The following is a 19,918-nucleotide window of genomic DNA, read 5'->3' on the forward strand; positions in this document are numbered from 1 at the left end:
ATAGTTTGATAAAAAACTGAAAAGCCTTTATCACAACTTTTTGATAAAGGCTTTTTTCTTTGGTAATAGCATCGCTAACTATTATTAGCTTGGATATTTGTTTACACAACTCAATAATGATGATTATTTAGCTAGAGAAAACCTACTCTCCCATGACTGATATATCTCTTCAAAAGTAGTTTTCAGATTCTTAGTAATATCCCAGTTAGGATAATGATCTTTTATTTTTGACAGGTCCGAGATATAACACATATGATCCCCTTCACGGTTTTTATCTACATATTCATATTGCATAGGTTTACCTGAAATACCTTCAATTAATTTGAACGCTTCAAGGATTGAAGTTGAGTTATCTCTACCTCCCCCGATGTTATATACTTCAGCTACACGGGGTGCTTTGATAAATTCTTCTATAAAGCGTGTAACATCGTATGAGTGAATATTATCTCTTACTTGCTTTCCTTTGTAACCAAATATCTTATACAGTTTACCCTCTAAGTTACACCTGATCAGATAGCTCAAAAAGCCATGAAGCTCTACTCCGGAATGATTTGGCCCTGTAAGGCAACCCCCACGAAGACAACAGGTTGGGATATTAAAGTATCGCCCATATTCCTGGACCATTACATCTGCCGCCACTTTGGATGCGCCAAATAAAGAATGTTTAGACTGGTCAATGGTAAAGCTTTCCTTGATACCATTTTTGTAAGCTACATCTGCATATTCCCAGCGAGTTTCTTCCTCTTTTAGATTCAGATAGTTGGGTGCATCACCGTATACTTTGTTTGTGGAAAGGTGGACAAACACAGTTTCAGGAAAAAACCTGCGGGTTGACTCAAGCAGATTAAGCGTCCCTACGGCATTAGTATCAAAATCGTCAAAAGGTCTGCTTGCAGCTAGGTCATGACTCGGCTGAGCCGCTGTATGTACAATAGCATCAGGAGATATACTTTCCATAAAGTTAAGTACATCTTTGCGATTTCTGATATCCAGCTCAGTATGTTTAAAATTAGTATATGTGCTTTCTAACCGTTTTTGATTCCAGCGAGTATCTCCTCCTTCTCCGAAAAAATCTGACCTCATATTATTATCTACTCCTATAACATTCCATCCTTCTTCGCAGAATTTCTTAACAACTTCACTACCTATAAGCCCGCTAGAGCCAGTCACTAACATTGTCTTCATATTCAAATTATTTTGTTCTGATTATTAATGGTTTTAAAGAGTACTTTATAAATAGATAGATGAAATAAGAATTCGTATAAAGATATCTCCGCCACAACCTTTTAGGTTCTTTCACTAGACGATAAAGCCACTCTAAACCTAAGTTTTGCATCCATGAAGGGGCCTGACTTACATTCCCCGCATGAAAATCAAAAGCTGCTCCTACTGCCATCATTACAGCGTTTACTTTACCCAAATGATCTGCAACCCATCTCTCTTGCCTAGGACAGCCACGCCCTACTAACACGATATGTGCACCGGACTCATTGATTTTTTGAATATCTTCTAAGTCCTCTTCTTCAGTAGCATCGCGGAATCTGTCTGCATGTATGCCGCAAATTTGTACACCGGGGTAGTTATTCCGAATAAAAGCTTCAAACTTAACCAAGGTACTTTTTTTACTGCCATATAAGAACACTTTCAGATTTTGTTCAGAAGCTTTCTTAAGAACATACAAGGTCAAAGTAGGTCCATAAACCCGGTCTGAGAGTTTGGCCTTATGAAAATAATTTAAAGCCCATCTCACAGGCTGTCCATCAGGAACAACCATATCAATCTTATTTACTTTCTCGTTCAGTTCTTTGCTCCATACTGACTCAATTAGCCCATGCACAGCTAAGGCTGAAAGCCCATAACTGTTATTTTGACTTGCATGCTCAACCAGAACATCGGAGGCAGACTCATAATTGACTAATGAGTAATGAACAGTAAATAAGTTTTTCTTGCTAGGAGAGCGTAATTGATGACTTTTTTCAATATGCATTTTCTTCACCTTTAATCATATTCAGTACTGTAAGCCAGATAATTTTTATATCTAAACTAAGACTCCAGTTTTGCATGTACTCTAAATCGTACTCCACTCTTTTCCGCATCAGGTAAAGCTCTTTTGTCTCCCCACGAAATCCACTCACTTGAGCATAGCCTGTGATGCCGGGAGTAATAGTATGACGAATAGGATATTCAGGGATATGTTTAGAATAATAAAGCAGTTGATTTTGCATATTAGGTCTTGGTCCTACTACCGACATATCACCGATCAATACATTAAAGAATTGAGGCAGTTCGTCTAAACTTGTCTTGCGAAGAAAGGCACCGAAACGGGTAATTCTGGTATCGTTTTTAGAAGCCTGAACTTCAACCTGATTATTCACTTTCATTGTACGAAACTTATAGCACCAGAAGAGACGATTATTTCTGCCAGGTCTCAACTGCCTGAACAAGATTGGGCCGGGAGAATCAATTTTAATGGCCAAAGCGATGATAGGAAAAACGCTGATTGACAACGCAATCAGTACCAGCCCCGAAAAAAGAATATCAAATAGTCGTTTAATTTGAGCATTTACAATTAAACGAAGGGGAGTATTCCTAAAAGAAATGACAGGAATTTTGCCGTCGTCAAACAACTGAGCATCAATTTTCCTCTTCTCGTCGCTGTCTAAGTCAGGCACTATCCCAAGGTAAATAAAATGCCTCTCAGCAAAATCCTGCAGATCATTTAGATAAGACCTGTCGTTGGGTTTGGTGTAATAAATCTCTTTGATTCCATTTTCCAGACAGAATGCTTGTACCTCAGACAGCCCTCCCAAATACCAGGGCTTGAGTTCGTTTAGAAAGGGCTCTTCATGATCAAAAAAACCTTTGAACCGCTGCGTCAATGTAGGAGTATTCTGGAAATAATGGAAAAGGTTAAGCGCACTCTGATTGGTTCCGATTACGATACAGGGTTTTTGATTGAATGGGAGTTTTCGGTAATATCTGTAAAGTCTCAGCATAAAACTTCGAACCAGAACTACTGAGATTACAGTGCTACTAAAAATAAGTGAAAGGTCCAGCCAGGAAAAGCCAGGTAAAATTGAACTTAGCTTTAAGCCAATTAGCAAAGCTGCATATAAAACACTCGTATTACTTGAGTAATACATGATTTTTTCAAGCGTCCCTAAATTTTCTACCTGATAAGTGGACGCTATTAAGCCAGATATTACCCAGCTTAATATTAAAAATGCAGTAACAAGCCCAAGTATAGTTGGCTCATAATCTACTGCCGTCAACCAATTATAATGAATGGAAACTTTTATTAAGCTGTATATAATAAAAGCATCTGTAATCATCAAAAATATAGGTAGCGCGGTAGAGTATTGAAATTTTTTAAGGCTACGATAATAGTTTTGCATTTTTATGCTTAATTCGGTTAGTATTTGAGCTGAAAAAAATTACTGGTTTCTTGTCTGAAGAATCTTTGCCTATTAACGATTCAGAACTACTTTATTAACTCAAAACCAAATTTGTAATCCAATAAAAAAATTCTGTCTGATACCTGTTGTTCATAAGTATCCATCACTTTAACCCAATGTATTTAATCATCCGGAATGCCTAAACCAAACAACGAATTGTCAGACAGCACTCCTTTTTTTAAAACTGAAGCTTTCGATCGCTATTTTGACTTAAACTTGCTTCTGATTAACATCATTTCAGCACCTTTAATGCAGATGAAATGAAAAATTAAACTTCAGGCTCCTAAACGAACAATAATTACATGAACATATGATAACCTGATGCATTAAAAGAGTACAAAAAAGACTGATTAAACAACAGCTCCTAAAAAGCTTAAATTATATTTACAATATTACTATTGTAACATTTATTTTCAAATACATATATATTAAAATTTTATTAAAAAAACTAATAAAAACCCTCATCTCATCTAAGATCAGGTGCCTATTTATAAGAAATTCATTTTTATACTTATATTTTATTGCATTTTTCTTAGTTGACTTTTGAATTATTACTCTTAAATATTACATGCATATTTGTGCTAAGAAAGCTCAATAAAATAGATTCCCCTTAATATCAATTTTTGTGTACATAATGATCTTCTTTAGAACATTATATTTTTGAGTTATTTTTGAGTTATTTTTGCGACATGCGAAGTGTCTCCTGATTTTTTTATCTCTCAAACCTTTAATCTGTTTTCTAAATTTGTAGGCTTTTCCCTTTTGTCGTTACTTGCGATCAATAGAAGTATATATGAAGAAACTTTTAGTAATTGGTCAGACCCCACCTCCCTATCATGGACAAGCCTTGATGACTGAACGGTTGATAAAGGCAAAATTACCGGGAATTAAGATCTACTTCATCCGATTAGCTTTCTCAAAAGATATCCATAACATTGGTAAAGCTGGCTTTAAGAAAGTGTTCCATTTGCTCGAGGTAATTGCCAGGGGCATTTATATCAGTCTTCGCTACAATGTCAATACTATATATTATATGCCGGCAGGTCCCAATAGGACTCCAGTATTTAGAGATATGGCAATACTGGGTATACTTAGAAGGTTTATACCCGCTTCAATATTTCACTTTAGAGCTGCTGGCTTATCCGATTTTATTCAGTCTCAGCCTTCCTGGTTTCACTCTTTAGCCTATTGGGTATACCGCTACCCTAACGCAGCCATTCAGTTATCTTCCTTAAATCCAGCGGATGGGAAGTATTTTAAAGCCAAGAATACTTATATACTACCTAACGGATTAGAGGATCAGGCTGAAGGTATGCTTTCTTCTTCCAGTAATGAAGCGTCTACAAACAATAATATAGTTCATATTTTATTTGTAGGTATGCTCAGTGAGAGCAAAGGCGTAAAAGTATTATTAGAAGCCATTAATTTACTGAAAGATGAGAACGTTAAATTACATATCGTTGGCGAATTTACTTCGGCAGAATTTGAGCAGGAAACAAAACACTTCTGCAAAAAAAATAAGCTTGATGGTATAGTTTTGTGGGAAGGGGTACTGCATGGAAAAGATAAATGGGAAAAATACCTTCATGCTGATATTTTTTGTTTTCCAAGCTTTTATGAATCAGAGTCATTTGGAAATGTAGTTGTAGAGGCAATGATGTTCAAGCTTCCTGTAGTAGCCAGTAACTGGAGAGGAATTCCAGATATTGTGGTGGACGGTACAACCGGATGGTTAGTCCCCCCAAGAGATGTGGAAGCTACGGCCAACAAATTACGAATGCTCATCCAAAATCCTCTGTTAAGGAAACAAATGGGTGAAGCCGGTCGTCAGCGGTACCTTGAAAAGTACAGACTGGAAATTTTTTTAACAAACATGCATAAAATATTATTAACAGAAAGCCAAGCATGAATATCCTTCTCTCTGCATTTGCATGCCGACCTAATTTTGGTAGTGAGCCTGGCGTAGGCTGGAATTTCACGGTAGAATTGGCTAAATCACATCAGGTATATGTAGCTACCCGAGGTGAAAATCGTAAGGCCATTGAGCAGTATGAAGAATATGAGAAAATTTCTAAAAATGTCACTTTTCTTTATTATGATCTTCCCACTTGGATGGGCTTTAAAGATACGGAGTCATCTACAGCACATCTTTATTATTTCCTGTGGCAGATAGGAGTGTTCTTTCAAGCTAAACGGTGGCTGCTTCGCTATCAGATTGATTTAATACACCATATAACATATGGTGTGTTTCGTATACCCTCCTTGCTCGCGTTTCTAGGTAAACCTTTCATTTTTGGCCCTTTAGGGGGAGGAGAAAAATACCCTTTTTATTTAAAAAAGGGGTTAAAAAAACGCCATATTCTAATTGATTTATTCCGAGATCTTGTCAACAAGCTATCAATTTATAATCCATTGCTACGACAAACCTTTAAAAACAGCACACTGATTGCCTGTAAAAACCTTGAAACACTCAAGCAAATTCCTTCCAAGTATCATGAGCGATGTATTATTAATACGGAAATTGGTCTTCAAGAAATTCCAAGAATTTCGGAGAGTCAATCTCAAGACAGTACCCAGATGGAATTGAAACTACTTTACGTTGGACGTTTAGTGTATTGGAAAGGGTTACATCTTGTCTTGGAAGCATTTGCACTATTACTTCAAAAAAAACCTAATTATCAACTCACTATCATTGGCAATGGAAATGATAAACAATGGTTCAATAAGCAGGCTATAAAACTTAATATTAATCATAAAATAACATGGATTGATAGAATCTCTCAGGAGCATTTATTTAGCATCTACCAGAACTATGACCTCATGGTGTTTCCAAGCTTGCGTGAAGCAGGAGGCAATGTTGTTATTGAAGCTATTGCTCATCAATTACCTGTAATATGTCTTGACCTAGGAGGGCCGGGAGAGCATATAACTGAAAAATGTGGTGTGATTATTTCAACCAGAAACAAAAATGAGCAAAAAATAATAAGAGAAATTGCGGAAGTAATTCAATATATAAACTGTAATAGAGGTGTACTAAGTCAGCTTAAGAAAACGACGCAATCTCGTGCAAAACTTTTTTTATTGGAAAAAATTGTTAGCCAAATATATAATCATCCATTGCTTCAAAAACACAGAGAAAGTGTCTATTAAACTTAGTGGATACGAAGCTTCTTCTCGGAGACTCTTTCTCGTTTAACTGACAGCTTCTCATATTCACTCGTCATGGTCTGAGCCTTTTTGAGCCAACTGTTTTCTTTAGCATACTCAAGCCCATTGCTTGATAGTTGATTTCTGTACCTTTTGTTTTTTGCTAATTTTATTAAAGCTTCTTTGAGACGATCAATTAAACTATCATCATTCGGATTTACTTTGATACATACCCCTTCAGGAATTAATGTGCCTGCCCCATGTTGATCTAAGGTTATTACAGGTAGTCCGCATGCCATAGCTTCCAATATCTGTATACCAAACGCATTTCTTAATGGGCAAAACATGAGAATATGATGGCTTAGATAATACTCCCTCAATTCTGAATACTCGAGAGTACCAACAAAGCTAACAATATCTTCTAAGTCGTTTTTCTTTACATTTTTTTTGTACTCATCACCCATTGGGCCCTCTCCTACAACCGTAAGTCTTATATTATGATTTTTCCCTAATCTCTTGAAAACGTCTAAAACTAAGTCCAAACCTTTTTGGGGAAGTAATCTGCCTACCCACAATACATCTATATAATTCTTCACTTCTCTTTTAGGTGTAATTTCTGGCATGAAACCAGCTGAAACGCCACAATCTAAGAATAACTTAACATTTTTTGCATCTAACCTTTTAGCAACATCTGCGGTATCACAACTTGTAGCTAGCACAAGTGACGCTTGGGAAGTAGCATTAGTACTTTTAAATATATTCATGATTACAAAACTCATGAAGCTTCGTAAATTATCTCTAAGCGCACCAGAAGATGAGTATTTTTCTAAAGTTTGTGGAATCTTCTCTCCCCCTCCTACCGGACCAAAAACAAATGGTACGGGTAACTTCCACATATGCGAGCCTAACTGAATAGAACCAAACGTAACGTGATGAACAATATCAAAACCGATTGATGCATGTTTAGCTTTAGCTACCTTGTAAGCATAGTACTGCCAAATAAGGTAATGCATGTATGCCAAAGGAAAGAACTGTGATGCTTTCGTTTTTTCTAGCCAATATGGCAGTTCAATAAAGATAAAACGAAGGTTCTCTACAGGATGAGTTTTTAGTTTATTGAGTATAACTTGCTTATTACTTTGTGCAGTAAAACACCATACTTGATTTCCTAAACCAGCAAGTTGGACTGCCCAATTCCAACCACAGCTTGGCTCACTTCCAGCATCGGGCGCACATGAGTATGCAGACAAAAGAATTTTCATTTCTAATAAAGACAGTAAAAAAAATCAATGATAAAAATATTACGACAAATACTTATCCTTATTGCTTCTTTCATCTTCTATTATGCATTAAACATCTAAAATAAACCCAAATTATAAAAAAAATTACAGATCTATCCTTTCCAAACAAAGACAAAGTGATAATACGACTTTTTTTATAATTAATCTTAAAATAAGCAAACTACAAAAGTATTGATCTGCTTTTACTAGTGCTAAGCAAAGTATTTAAAAGCAAAAACCCTGCAGCTTTATATCTATATGACACATATGCTTATTATTCAATTTCTAACTCGTTACACTAAAGAAAGTTTTCTCAGATTGAATTAAAGCTGGGTAAAATTTATCTATTTGAAAATACTTATGATTTTTAAAGTCCTTCTCACAGGTTTGACAAAAAGTACAACAATTACTTTGTATATAAATTTATTAAGACGTGAGCTTTCTATACTGTATGAAGTATTTTTATTAATAATATAGAAATGTTCTTTTATGCTGGTTTCACTATAACTTTTAGATACAGACTTATTACTTTGATGCCAACGAAAAGCGGCAAAATAAGCGTTCACAAATTTAAACTTGTACCCTCTATATAGTAGTCTAACGAAGAAATCCCTATCCATACATTGGAATAGGTCTTTATCAAGCAGGTTATTATCTTCTATAATTCTACGCCTAAAGAAAAAGGAAGTTGACTGTATAAAAGTTAGAAAATATCCCATCCATCTAACTGGAATGTGAGATCTTAGACTCCTGATCATTTTTCCTTCGGCATTCACAAATTTTACGTTTGAGTAAATGGCATCCACTTTATTATTTGCGAATTGTTCATTTACCTTGGCAAAAGTATCTGGATAATAATAATCATCTGCATTAAGCCACCCTATCACATCACCTGTCGCCCGCTTAAACCCCTTATTAATAGCATCACTTTGCCCTTCATCAGGCTCCGAAATATATTTTAAATGTGGATACTTGTTCAATATCTTTATTGTACCATCGGTGGAACAGTTGTCTACAATAATGTGCTCAAAGTTAGGATAATTTTGGTTTAGTATACTTTGTATTGCTTCCTCAATATATTCAGCTTGGTTAAAAGAGGGAGTTACTATTGATATCTTAATGAGTTTCATTTTCTGCTAAACTAATTTTTCTATGTTTGTCAAGCTTTTCTTCAAATAATCGTAGATATGATTCTGCAACTACTCTAGGGTTGTATTTTTGAAGAACACTTTCTCTCGCTGCTTGCCTAAGTATGCTTTCTCTGTTTTTGTCCTCAGTTACCCAGCTGATTCCTTTTCTTAGATCTTCTGTATCAAAGGGGCGGGCTAGATAGCCATTTTCTTTGTGTATGATCATGTCCTTATTTCCTCCGATATCAAAAGCAGTTACCGGAGTACCACAGGCCAATGATTCCATAATGACGTTTGAAAGGTTTTCATATAATGAAGGAACAACCATAACATCCGCTGCTGAATATGCAGTGACCAAAGCAATATCATCAGATAACTTACCCAGATAGTGGACTTTATATTTTTCTTCAAATACTTCTTGTGTTTCCGAAGCTCCTAATATTACTATTTCAAACTGATCAGTAGGTAAGCCACATATAGCTTCAGCCAATTTCTCAAATCCCTTAATAGGATTACTTTGTTTCATTGCCCCAAAGAAGACCAGTTTCTTTTTACTTGGCAAGTTAAGCATCTTACGCGCTACCTGTTTTTCTAACGGTTTATATACTGTCAGGTCAATGGGGTTAGGAATTACTCTAATCTCTTTATTAGAAAAAAGAGAGCTTTTGCTAGCACATTTAGCTAACCATTGGCTCAACGGTACTACTGTGATATCACTTTCTGAGTAAGCTCTTTGTTTATCAAGAAACAACCTTCTGCTTATATCATTTGCCTTATCAGACTCCAAGGCTTCACAATATCCACATTTTGCCATATAATTCTTGCACTCCATCGCATAATGACAGCCTCCTGTGAATGCCCACATGTCATGTAATGTCCAAACAATAGGAACTTTAATTTTCTTTAGTTCTCTCATAGAGAGAAATCCATCACCTACCCAATGTAGGTTAACAATATCAGGCGATATCTCTTTTATTTTATCTTGTATTGAGTAAAGAGAATAAGATGCAGAAAATACTCTTCTATTCTTATTTCTACTTATAAGTTCAAGGAATAAGCTATTTAAACTGGGCATTAATTTAGCTAATACGATATCCCGCTTGGTATGAGGCGCAATAACTCTTTCACAATTACTAATTTTAGATAATACTAGCATATAAGAGTCTACTCCTATGCTCATCAAACTTTGATGTAAACGGAAAGCAGCTCTAGCAGCTCCTCCTGTCTTATCACGCGTACTTATAATTAATACCCTGGGTTTCTTTTTCATAATCAGAAGACTTGTAAACGGCATATTTTACTGCTACAGATAATACAATCAATAGAGATAGTATTACCCACCCATGAACTGTATAGGCATTGGCAATCATAGACCATATAAAAAACTCAAACCATGTACAAATAAGCCCTACTATAAGCAGTTGGTACTTGCTATCAGGCTTTGAAAGGTAAATTTTGATAATGCTAAAAAAAGGAATACAAAATAGCATAAGCATACAAAATACTCCTATGATACCCCAGTTCACATATGCCCAGACAAAAGTATTATGTGGGGACTCAACTTTCTTGTTATTCAACAACTTTACAGCAATAATATCCCACCCGTTACTGCCATTTCCAATGATAGGGGATTCTCTATTCGTGTATGATATCATAGGCACCCATAAATGTGCGATTCTATATGAAAATGACCCTCCGACCTCTTGCCCAGATAATACCGTATCTGTCTGTTCAAGTACTTCGAGATCTTTCTCAAATTTCACTTGCACATACTCAGAAATATAGGAAAAGCTGGTAATAAAGATGATCCCTAATATTACGAATGAAGATATGAATCTCTTTTTGTGCAGTATAAAAAATAAAATAGGGAGTATAAGGGCAATAAAAAAAGCTGAACGTGTACCATTGTATATTAGCGCTAAGTAGTATGAACCTGCTAACAATAATGTCCATCCCCTGTGCTTTCGTAACCTGATCATCACTAAGATAAATAGGGTAGTCATGAAATGAGCATCTTCATTAGAGGCATGCAACAAAAAATGTAAACGATGCTCATTGTATAGTAATGCAGTTAATGGGTCTATCCCTGAAGTTGCAATCAGATAAGGATAAAATATTAATACCAGGATGAATAAGAGTAAGCATACATTTAGAATGATTTGTATGGTTTTGTCTGAATGGACTATAGCACTGAAGAGAGATACAGCTATAAAAGTAAAGTAAAAGAAATACTTGATGGCTCCTTGTATATTGAACATTTTGTTATCCAACATAAAAAACTGTACCCCTACCAAAATCACAAAGACCGTCATTACTGCTGTTAGCGCTCTTTCGTAAGCAAAAGTAAAGGAATACTTAGCTAGAAGCTGCAGCAAAAAAATCATCATTACACCTAAAGCAAGCACTCTTATATATCCTTCTGCTCCGACCTCAGAGCTAACATTACCTAAAGTACTTAGCTGGAGCAGAGGAAAAAAAAATCTTACCAATAACACTACTAGCAGTAACTTATAAGCGACATTAAAACTATGACTACTCTTATTATCTATTCCATCCATTGAGCATGTCCATTAGTAGCACTTTTTTTACCTTTTTTTTAAAAGGCAACTTATAATATTTCCTGAATTTTTTCATCAGATATATGTTGACCTCAGGGTTTTCCGGCAAATTCAGGTTAATGTTATCCCCTTTTGGTTGAACATAAAATTTTGAAGTAATTTCGCTATGCTTTCCACTCCCATCAAAGCCCGTATTGGTAACCAGAGATTCAACTGGAAAAACCGTATAAGCTTTATTCTTAAACTGTGCATAACAAAAGCGTATTGCCCAGGAGTCTAACAGACCGTGTATCTGTTTCCATAACATCCAACTAAGGTCTTCACCACCTTTATTGAAAGCTTGTCGTTTTCCTTTGCTTTTGAAAAATTCTTTATGGTCACTTACCTCCCAGTCTACTTTATTCCAACGATCTGCCCAGGTTGCCCATCCCCACGAAGAACTTCTGTAGTTTTTATAAACACTTGCACTAACTTGACCTGGTGACTTGACATGAGGATGATAACCACTGATAGAAAATATATCTTCCTTATCCTCATACTTTTCTAATGCCTCATTCATATACGACAAGAACTGTGGGGCACAAATAATGTCATCTTCTAATACTATCAGCTTTTGGTACTTATTGATGACTTCAGAAATCCCATTTATAATATTATGCGCTAACCCATGATTTTGTGCTCTTTTGGTGATATGGACTTTTTTGAATCCATCAATCGTGTCAAGATAATTTCTCAATGCATTTACCTGTATTTCTTCCTCCGGCTTCTGGGCAGCATCCGAATATATATACAACTCACTTTCCCGGGCTCCATCACATTGTTGCAAAGCCCTGATCACTTCCTGAGTATGTTTAAGCCTTTTGTAAACAAAAAGTATAATCGGAGCCATCACAAAATACCTACGGTTTTGGGAAGCTGAAATTTCCATTTACTTAGGTCTTTTTGTATTAAAACCTCGAGTTGCTCAATATCTTCATGAAACCGAGAATATAAGGACGCATGTAACTCCTTACTTAGCTGAGGTTTTTTGTTACTGAATATCTTTGCTATCACTAACTTATCTACCCCCCGAACAAACTTACAAGCTAAACGATCCCCTATGTGCTGCTCTTTTATATAACAGCGTGTTTTTTCATCATTGTATGTGTATTTGAATGGATTACTTAAACTAATAAAACTTTGTCTGGGAATTGAATAGATTACTTTTTGAGGAGTTTTATTGATAACCTGTTCAGGGTTATAACTCTCATCTACTCCCACAAAGCGATAAAGCTTTTTTATCACTTCTTTTTTATTCTTTTTTAATTCATCATACAACAGTATAAGCACCTGATCCTGATTAAAATATTTCAAATAATTTTTGAGGTGCTTACTATACAGGCCAAATTCTACAATCTCTGAATGTCTACCGTAGGCTTTCATATCACCTTCTAAAATTTTATTCATCCCTTCAGACAATGACAACGGAGGTAAAAACCCATCCTTCATATAATGGTAGTAAGCAGATACAGCTCGTACTACTGGGTCACGAAGCATCACAATAAGTTTGATTTGTCCTAATGTTGCTTTAAGACGTGGCGCATACTGCGAACTCCCTAATAAATTTGGTCGTTTGATTCCACACACAAGCTCATTGTTTACATTTTCAAAAAGTGCGTCTAACTTTTGCATACCCCCTTCCTGAAAGTCAGGATCTTCAAAGTAAGGTACCTCATCTTCTGGCATATAGATTTGTGGGTGTGCTGCTAACACACTTTGAACATAAGTAGAGCCCGATTTCTGCCCTCCGATTACAGCAAATTGGATTTTCATCTTTTATTATTTAATGTCTCTATGGATCTGTTCAGCTCTTTTATTTAGTATTTTTATAGCTGCATGAGCTTATTATCATTTTACTATTTGATATTCCTTTCCTCCAAGTGCTGTTTTAATTTGCCTTGAAAGTCTGGGCACAAGGCTAAATGGATTTAGTGAGCTCACTATTATTCTTACTTGTCCTCTATAATTTGCGTTAATAAATAAAGGAGCAATTAAAACATTTGATGCCACTGTAATTAATGTTGCTATAGCTGCTCCAATGATTCCATATGCAGGAATCAAAAAAAAGTTAAGCGCAATGTTAACAAATGCCCCGCTACCCTGTATAAACACTCCAAACCTTTGTTGTTTCTCAATTACAGCCCATTTTCCCCGCACCACGTTCATAAAACCAAATACTGCGGACCATATATGAATAGATAGTACTTTACCTGTTAAGATGTATTCCGGACCGTAAAGCAGGTTTATCAACCAGTCTGATAAAAAAGTTAAGGGAATGGCTACAGATAATGATAATATGACCATGGCATCATATAACATATGTAATTGCTTGCCAAACAGCCTTTCTGATCTATTTTTTGTTTTTACAATGACAGGAAATACTGAACTCATTATTATGGTAGGAATAAAATACCATACATCTGATATCTTTGCAGCGGCCGCATAGTATCCTACATCTTCATCCCCTAACATCTGATTGATCATTACTTGGTCTACTTTAAGATGGATTGATACTACTAAGCCTGATATGATAATTGGCCAGCATTCACTAAATAAATAGGAAACAGCTTTCTTATCAACACGCCAGTTAGTGATACTTCTTCCCTGCCGCATATAAAATATTATGAGTACAGTAGAAGTAATTACATGCTCAAGCATGTACACCAAAGCAAAATAAAACAGGGGAGCTTCTGCTAATATTAGTATAACTTTGATCGCTGATATACTCAGTAAAGAAGTAGTCCTGGCGATTGCCTCAAATTTTGACCGAACCTCAGATTGAAAGAAAAAGCCAATAATATCTAATGACTTGAACAAAAGACCTGCACCGATAATAAAAACAATAATTCTAGTGGAGGCATCCAGCTCCATCAGTTGGCTAGAAAAGAAAACGATAATAAGCAGGATGATACTTCCCAATAATTTCATGAGAAATGCACTTCCCATAAAAATATTATGATCGTCTTCATGCTCTACCAGTTCTTTTACTAAAACATTTTGCAAACCCAAGTTGGCAATTGCTATAAAAAGAGCGATAAAGCTAATAGCAAAATTAAGAATGCCATAATATTTAGGTCCCAGGTAACGAGCCACATATACCCCCACTGCTAAAGTGACAGCTAACATAATCATGCGTTCAAAAAATAACCATGACATATTAGCAGACACTTTTTTAAGCATCTCACTCTTCATCAGCTGTGACTTTAACTCGTTAATTTTGCTCAAAAGTGTCTTCATACCTTATGGTAGGAAATAATATTCTTTCTGTAACCATAGTCGTTATCCGCTACGCTACTGACACCATTATAGATCACATGCAGATTACTGACTTTTCTTTTCAAAAGCATTTCAACTGTAGTTCTAAGAATTGGAGTAGTGGTAACTCCTTGTCTGGCAACTAATAAATTGATATCGAAAAGCGGCTCCATGAACAAATAGTCAGCTACATAACCTATGGGTGGTGTATCTACGATAATATACTGGTAAGTCGATTTGAGCTTTACTAATAAATCCTGAAACTTTTTACTCTCGAGTAAACTAGAAGGGTCAGTAAAATGACTACTGCCCGCGCTTATTATATCTAAATGCCCCACACTAGTTTGCTGGACAACCTCGTGAAAAGATGCTTTATCCGTTATATAGTCTGAAATCCCCGGTGTTTGATGCGCATTAAAGTATCCATTCAGCTTAGGACGATGCAAGTCACCCGAAATAATGATGGTCCTACGACCGGACAGGGCAAAAGAAGCTCCCAGGTGAGCAGTACAAAATGTTTTACCTTCTCCTTCTATGGATGAAGTAATCCCTATGATTTGTCCGGTTCCTTCGCCATACAAACGGTTTAAATGAAGGCGAGAAAATTTAAAGCTCTCATTGACTACAGGGTCTTTGGAAAGGGAAGGCTTTTTTGAATGTTTTTTTTCTAACCTGACAGTCTCTAATACAGGAACTTCTGCGACTCTTTGAATATCATCAAGGCTATTTATATTTTCATTGAACATATCCTTCACAAGGATTAACCCTAGAGGAAAAAAGACCCCGGCAAAAAATGCCAGAAATAACACTTTAACAGGATTAGGGTAAACCGGACTATCGTCAACAACCCTTGCCTCATCTACCATCATTTTATCACTAACACTGGAAGCTATTGCAATGCCTGCCTCTGCCTTTTTCTGAAGCAAATAATTATAGATGTTATCATTCAATGTGAATTTCCTCTGGATATCTACAAGATTTCGTTCATTCTGAGGTAAGCGGTTTAACTGTCTCTCTACAGACTGTATGTTTCTTCTAACTTCTGTCAACCCTAGCTGTGTAGACTTAATTTGATTGTCAACATTTTCTTTTAAAGATTCACGTGCATTTTGGATCTTTCTATTGATTACTTTAAGCACAGGATTGTTATCATTGGAACTATACCCTATAGATACCTTTTCCCTATTTAGGTTTGATAATTCAATGATTAAACTACTAAGAAGAGGGTCATCGATACCTACTGAAGCAGGGGCTACTACATTATCAAAGTTTGGATCCTGCCCAAGATACTGGGCCATGTTTTTATAATATTCATACTGAATCCTAAGCTTCTCTTCTTGTACTTCAAGTTCACTCAGTCTTTTAGCAAGCCTTTCTGACTGGATTCCGATATCAACCAAATTATTGCTTGTCCTGTAGTCTTGTAGTGTACTCTCAGCATCTTTGAGCGAATCTGACACTACTGATAGCTGATTATCAATGAACCGAATAGTTCTTACCCCATGCTGATTTTTTGTAGCTAAATCAAAATCAATGTATGCATTGATCAAGGTATTGATAAAGTCTTCCTCTTTTTCAATCACTGATCCGTTGGTGCTTACCTCAATAATATTTGAATCTTCAGTAAGCTTGATTATACTCAGCCTTTCATAATATTTTTTTACTACGTTATTTTTAGAGTGAAGCATAAAAAAATAGTCTTCACCCACCTCCATGTGTTCAAGACTACTTTCATCTAACCAAAAGCTTAGATGAGGGCTTCTTAATGTATCATTTACCGAAATTTCTTTTTCTATTTCAAGCGCCTTAATTGGTTCTTCGCTTACACTCTCGCCCAATATATCATAAAGATAAACCTCTTCCGCTTCTACCCTTACACGAACACGGTTTTCATCAATCAAACTTAAATAGACTGGAACCCCTATAGGTTGCAAAGTAGATAAATCAAAATGTACTTTAATCTTCTTATAAAACTCTTCCGAGTCAGTGATACCTAGAAAATGATTATCATGATAATATGTAGTGTTAAAATCTAATTGACCAATGGCTTTATCAACCATAAAAAAGGATGAAAGCATACCAATTTCATCATCAATTTCTGAGCTACCCCCTAAACTTGCAAAAGCCACAGTTTCTGAATCAACTTGCGGTTTAGTTTTCGGATCGTTTAGTTTTACAGTAGCTTTTACTTCATATAATTTGGTAGTTGTCTTGAGATAAATCAATGCAATACCTAATGCTATTATCAAGCCAACTGCGAAATAATACCATTTTTGTATACATTTTTGAATAATGAGCTTGAAGTTAAGGTTATCTTCCAAAAAGCTTGTTTTCATTATCTATTGATTTTGATTTGAATGTTAAAATTGCACAATACGCATTGATTATATCTAAACCCTATAGAAGACATTAATTTTTTTTTTGAAAATAGTTATGATTATGTGAATGTTTTCTGTTAATAGGTTGACATCAAATATTGTAAGAGGATAATTTTTAATTTTTATTGTTTTACCTTTGCTCTTAATCTATTGATGTTTTTTTCCAACACTCAACCCCTGCTTTTTCTCTATTTGTATTCTTCTCATAGTAACATCAATAAATCAGACAATAAATTCGTTTCAGTATTTATCTAGGTTTCGATAGCCTTTTAAATGAAATTAAAAATATTGCTAAATAAAAAATATCTTACATACTTATATAGTGCTAAAACTTACCATTGGCTATCTACTAAAAATTTGCGTATAAATAAATAAATTCAAAATTAACGAAAATAATATTAAGAAAAGCAGAATAATGTTAATAATTTTATATTTTTTTACTCTTAATTTTAGAAAACACACCTAACCGTTTTTAAGCATGTCTAGTTATGAAGAAGTGACTTTTATTACAAAAACCTTACCTTTATATTATTTTCTGATGCTCAGAAAGTTAATCGCCAGATATAAAACCAGTTTTTGAATAGCTAAGTATTAATAATTTTTTAATGTCATTTTCAAGCCTAATAAAGTAATGAAATGTTCTGCTAAAGAACCTATTTTTGTTTCAGTCATTGTTCCTGTCTATAATGATACTGAACGTTTGGTACTATGTCTAGAAGCTTTACAAAACCAACAAAAAGGGCGTTTAAGTCTAAGATATGAAGTAATTGTAATTGATAATAATTCTACTGAAGACATCAAAAGTATCTGTGAAAAATACCATGTGAAATACTTGTTTGAGAAAAAAAGAGGTTCTTATGCAGCGAGGAATAAAGGAATTAAAACAGCTAAAGGCGAGTATCTCGCATTTACAGATTCTGATTGTATTCCTAATTTATACTGGTTAGAAAAAGGTATTGCTAAGTTAATAGAGCACCCAGATACAGGTCTTGTGGGTGGGCATATTCAGGTGTTTACTACCAATAGTAAGCAAACATTAGGGGATGTGTTTGACCTTGCTTTTGCCTTCCCCCAACATCATTATGTACATGAAAATCATTTTGCTGCTACTGCAAATATGTTCACTAGTAAAAATACCTTTGATAAAGTAGGTTTTTTTAATCAGGATATGGCCTCCGGAGGCGATTATGAGTGGGGGCAGAGGGTGCATAAAGCAGGCTTAGCTCAATTATTTGCATTTGATGCTGTGGTTAAACACCCGGCTAGAAGTAGCATCAAAGCTATAATCTCAAAAAGCTACCGTGTAAACAGAAATTTTAACAGCAAATATCATCAGCCTGTACCTTCTTATAAGCAGTTGATCAAATATATTTTTGAACTCCTAGCTATTTACATACCCTTATTCCAGGCTTACAGGAAAACAGCTCATGCAAGAGCTACCATAAAGATTTCTTTTTATCAACGCATTCAACTTTTCTTCCTTCTATTTGCAATACATTATGTAAAGACTTTCTCAAGAATAATCGAATGGGTTAAACTTAGAGTTAGTAAATTATAGGTTTACATCATGAGAAAGTAAGCTGCAATAAAAAAAAATGCACATTTTCAGATAACAAAATGTTCAACCTTTCATCTAATTAACATGGGCCTAGCCAAGATTATTGATAAAATTTCTTCCAGAGAAGATATTATTACAAAACCTCCGGTACTCGTAGACATTGGTGCCTCTAATGATATCAACCCTGTTTGGAAAAAAATTGCATCCTTCTCAATTGGTTTGGCTTTTGATGCGGACGACCGTGATTTTGAGTTTATAGAGAAAGAGGATAAGCTGTTCAAAAAGCTTTATGTGTTTAATAAGATTGTAGTTGATAAAGCTGAACATGATGAAATGGACTTCTATCTTACCAAGAGCCCTTATTGCTCAAGCCTTTTAGAACCAAACCTCCCTAAACTTCAGCCTTATCACTATGCAGACTTTTTTGAAGTTACAAATAAGATAAAATTGAAAATTGTCGAACTTAAAAAGGTTATAGAAGAGATAGGCATTGACTATGTAGATTGGTTTAAGACTGATGCTCAAGGAATTGATTTGAGGTTATTCAGCTCATTAAGCCAACAAATGCAGAACAAAACGATTATGCTTGAATTTGAGCCTGGTTTAATTGATGCTTACAAGCAGGAGGATAAGGTTGTCGATGTGTTGAACTATATGAGAGATAAAGAATTCTTTCTCCTTTCTCTTGATGTTAAAGGCCCATTTAGGATTACCAAAAGCGTATTTGACCATACTTTTAAAAGTCAACTCTCTAAGAAATTTGCGAAGCATGGTTTGAAAAGAGTTCCTGGCTGGGCTGAAATGGCTTTTTTAAATGAACTTACTGATCCTGATTGTACAGCCAGAGAGTATATACTTGCCTGGCTCTTCTCCACCTTACAGGAACATCATGAAATATCAGCGGCTTACGCGCATCAGGGCTACGAAAAATTTGGTGAAAAAATATTTCAGGATCTTGAAGATTATTCTTTTAAAGCAATTAAAAATCAAGTCTATAGTTTGAATACTTTGTCAAAGATTGGAAACATTGCACTTAACAAAATTAAGTCGTTTGCAAGGTAATAAGGAGAGGGGCTTTTTAATATCAATATTATCCTGTAGTGAACTTAGCATTAATA

General features: G+C 35.3%; 15 protein-coding genes. 4 read left to right on the top strand and 11 right to left on the bottom strand.

Features of this window, described 5'->3' with window-relative positions:
• Positions 1-123 precede the first annotated feature (123 nt).
• The 3 genes from OKW21_RS23830 to OKW21_RS23840 are packed head-to-tail and all read right to left on the bottom strand — an operon-like array spanning position 124 to position 3,395.
• Positions 124-1,185, bottom strand: a complete 1,062-nt coding sequence (locus tag OKW21_RS23830; RefSeq protein WP_277484342.1) for an NAD-dependent epimerase/dehydratase family protein — start codon at positions 1,183-1,185, stop codon at positions 124-126.
• A 7-nt stretch (positions 1,186-1,192) separates the two neighbouring features.
• A complete protein-coding gene (locus OKW21_RS23835) occupies positions 1,193-1,987 on the bottom strand; it encodes a WecB/TagA/CpsF family glycosyltransferase (protein ID WP_277484344.1) in 795 nt (264 codons plus the stop codon).
• Complete coding sequence (locus tag OKW21_RS23840; protein ID WP_338130084.1) at positions 1,977-3,395, bottom strand: exopolysaccharide biosynthesis polyprenyl glycosylphosphotransferase; 1,419 nt, start codon at positions 3,393-3,395, stop codon at positions 1,977-1,979. The genes OKW21_RS23835 and OKW21_RS23840 overlap by 11 nt, the downstream gene beginning before the upstream one ends.
• Before the next feature lie 853 nt (positions 3,396-4,248).
• Between OKW21_RS23840 and OKW21_RS23845 the strand changes: the two genes are divergently transcribed.
• Together OKW21_RS23845 and OKW21_RS23850 are read left to right on the top strand one after the other, a co-directional pair.
• On the top strand, positions 4,249-5,364 hold the full coding sequence (locus OKW21_RS23845; RefSeq protein ID WP_277484347.1) for a glycosyltransferase: 1,116 nt from the start codon (positions 4,249-4,251) through the stop codon (positions 5,362-5,364).
• On the top strand, positions 5,361-6,605 hold the full coding sequence (locus tag OKW21_RS23850) for a glycosyltransferase family 1 protein (protein ID WP_277484350.1): 1,245 nt from the start codon (positions 5,361-5,363) through the stop codon (positions 6,603-6,605). The genes OKW21_RS23845 and OKW21_RS23850 overlap by 4 nt, the downstream gene beginning before the upstream one ends.
• A 2-nt stretch (positions 6,606-6,607) precedes the next feature.
• Here the strand turns inward: OKW21_RS23850 and OKW21_RS23855 are convergent, their stop codons facing one another.
• From OKW21_RS23855 to OKW21_RS23890, 8 genes are all read right to left on the bottom strand, one after another.
• Positions 6,608-7,864: a glycosyltransferase gene (locus OKW21_RS23855; protein ID WP_277484351.1), complete on the bottom strand. Its 1,257-nt coding sequence runs from the start codon at positions 7,862-7,864 to the stop codon at positions 6,608-6,610.
• A gap of 362 nt (positions 7,865-8,226) precedes the next feature.
• Entirely contained in the window at positions 8,227-9,012 is a 786-nt protein-coding gene (locus tag OKW21_RS23860; protein WP_277484353.1) for a glycosyltransferase family 2 protein, read from the bottom strand.
• On the bottom strand, positions 8,999-10,282 hold the full coding sequence (locus tag OKW21_RS23865; protein ID WP_277484354.1) for a glycosyltransferase family 4 protein: 1,284 nt from the start codon (positions 10,280-10,282) through the stop codon (positions 8,999-9,001). Before OKW21_RS23865 ends, OKW21_RS23860 begins: the two co-directional genes overlap by 14 nt.
• Entirely contained in the window at positions 10,242-11,570 is a 1,329-nt protein-coding gene (locus OKW21_RS23870) for an O-antigen ligase family protein (protein ID WP_277484358.1), read from the bottom strand. Before OKW21_RS23870 ends, OKW21_RS23865 begins: the two co-directional genes overlap by 41 nt.
• Positions 11,554-12,498, bottom strand: a complete 945-nt coding sequence (locus OKW21_RS23875) for a glycosyltransferase (RefSeq protein WP_277484360.1) — start codon at positions 12,496-12,498, stop codon at positions 11,554-11,556. The genes OKW21_RS23870 and OKW21_RS23875 overlap by 17 nt, the downstream gene beginning before the upstream one ends.
• A complete protein-coding gene (locus OKW21_RS23880) occupies positions 12,459-13,382 on the bottom strand; it encodes a sulfotransferase domain-containing protein (RefSeq protein WP_277484363.1) in 924 nt (307 codons plus the stop codon). The genes OKW21_RS23875 and OKW21_RS23880 overlap by 40 nt, the downstream gene beginning before the upstream one ends.
• A 75-nt stretch (positions 13,383-13,457) precedes the next feature.
• Entirely contained in the window at positions 13,458-14,846 is a 1,389-nt protein-coding gene (locus OKW21_RS23885) for a flippase (RefSeq protein WP_277484365.1), read from the bottom strand.
• Entirely contained in the window at positions 14,843-17,200 is a 2,358-nt protein-coding gene (locus tag OKW21_RS23890) for a GumC family protein (RefSeq protein ID WP_277484369.1), read from the bottom strand. Before OKW21_RS23890 ends, OKW21_RS23885 begins: the two co-directional genes overlap by 4 nt.
• A 673-nt stretch (positions 17,201-17,873) precedes the next feature.
• Between OKW21_RS23890 and OKW21_RS23895 the strand changes: the two genes are divergently transcribed.
• Entirely contained in the window at positions 17,874-18,800 is a 927-nt protein-coding gene (locus tag OKW21_RS23895; RefSeq protein ID WP_277484370.1) for a glycosyltransferase family 2 protein, read from the top strand.
• An 84-nt stretch (positions 18,801-18,884) separates the two neighbouring features.
• Entirely contained in the window at positions 18,885-19,862 is a 978-nt protein-coding gene (locus OKW21_RS23900) for a hypothetical protein (protein WP_277484372.1), read from the top strand.
• The last annotated feature ends 56 nt before the right edge of the window (positions 19,863-19,918 follow it).

The organism is Catalinimonas alkaloidigena (assembly GCF_029504655.1).
Classification (GTDB): domain Bacteria; phylum Bacteroidota; class Bacteroidia; order Cytophagales; family Cyclobacteriaceae; genus Catalinimonas; species Catalinimonas alkaloidigena.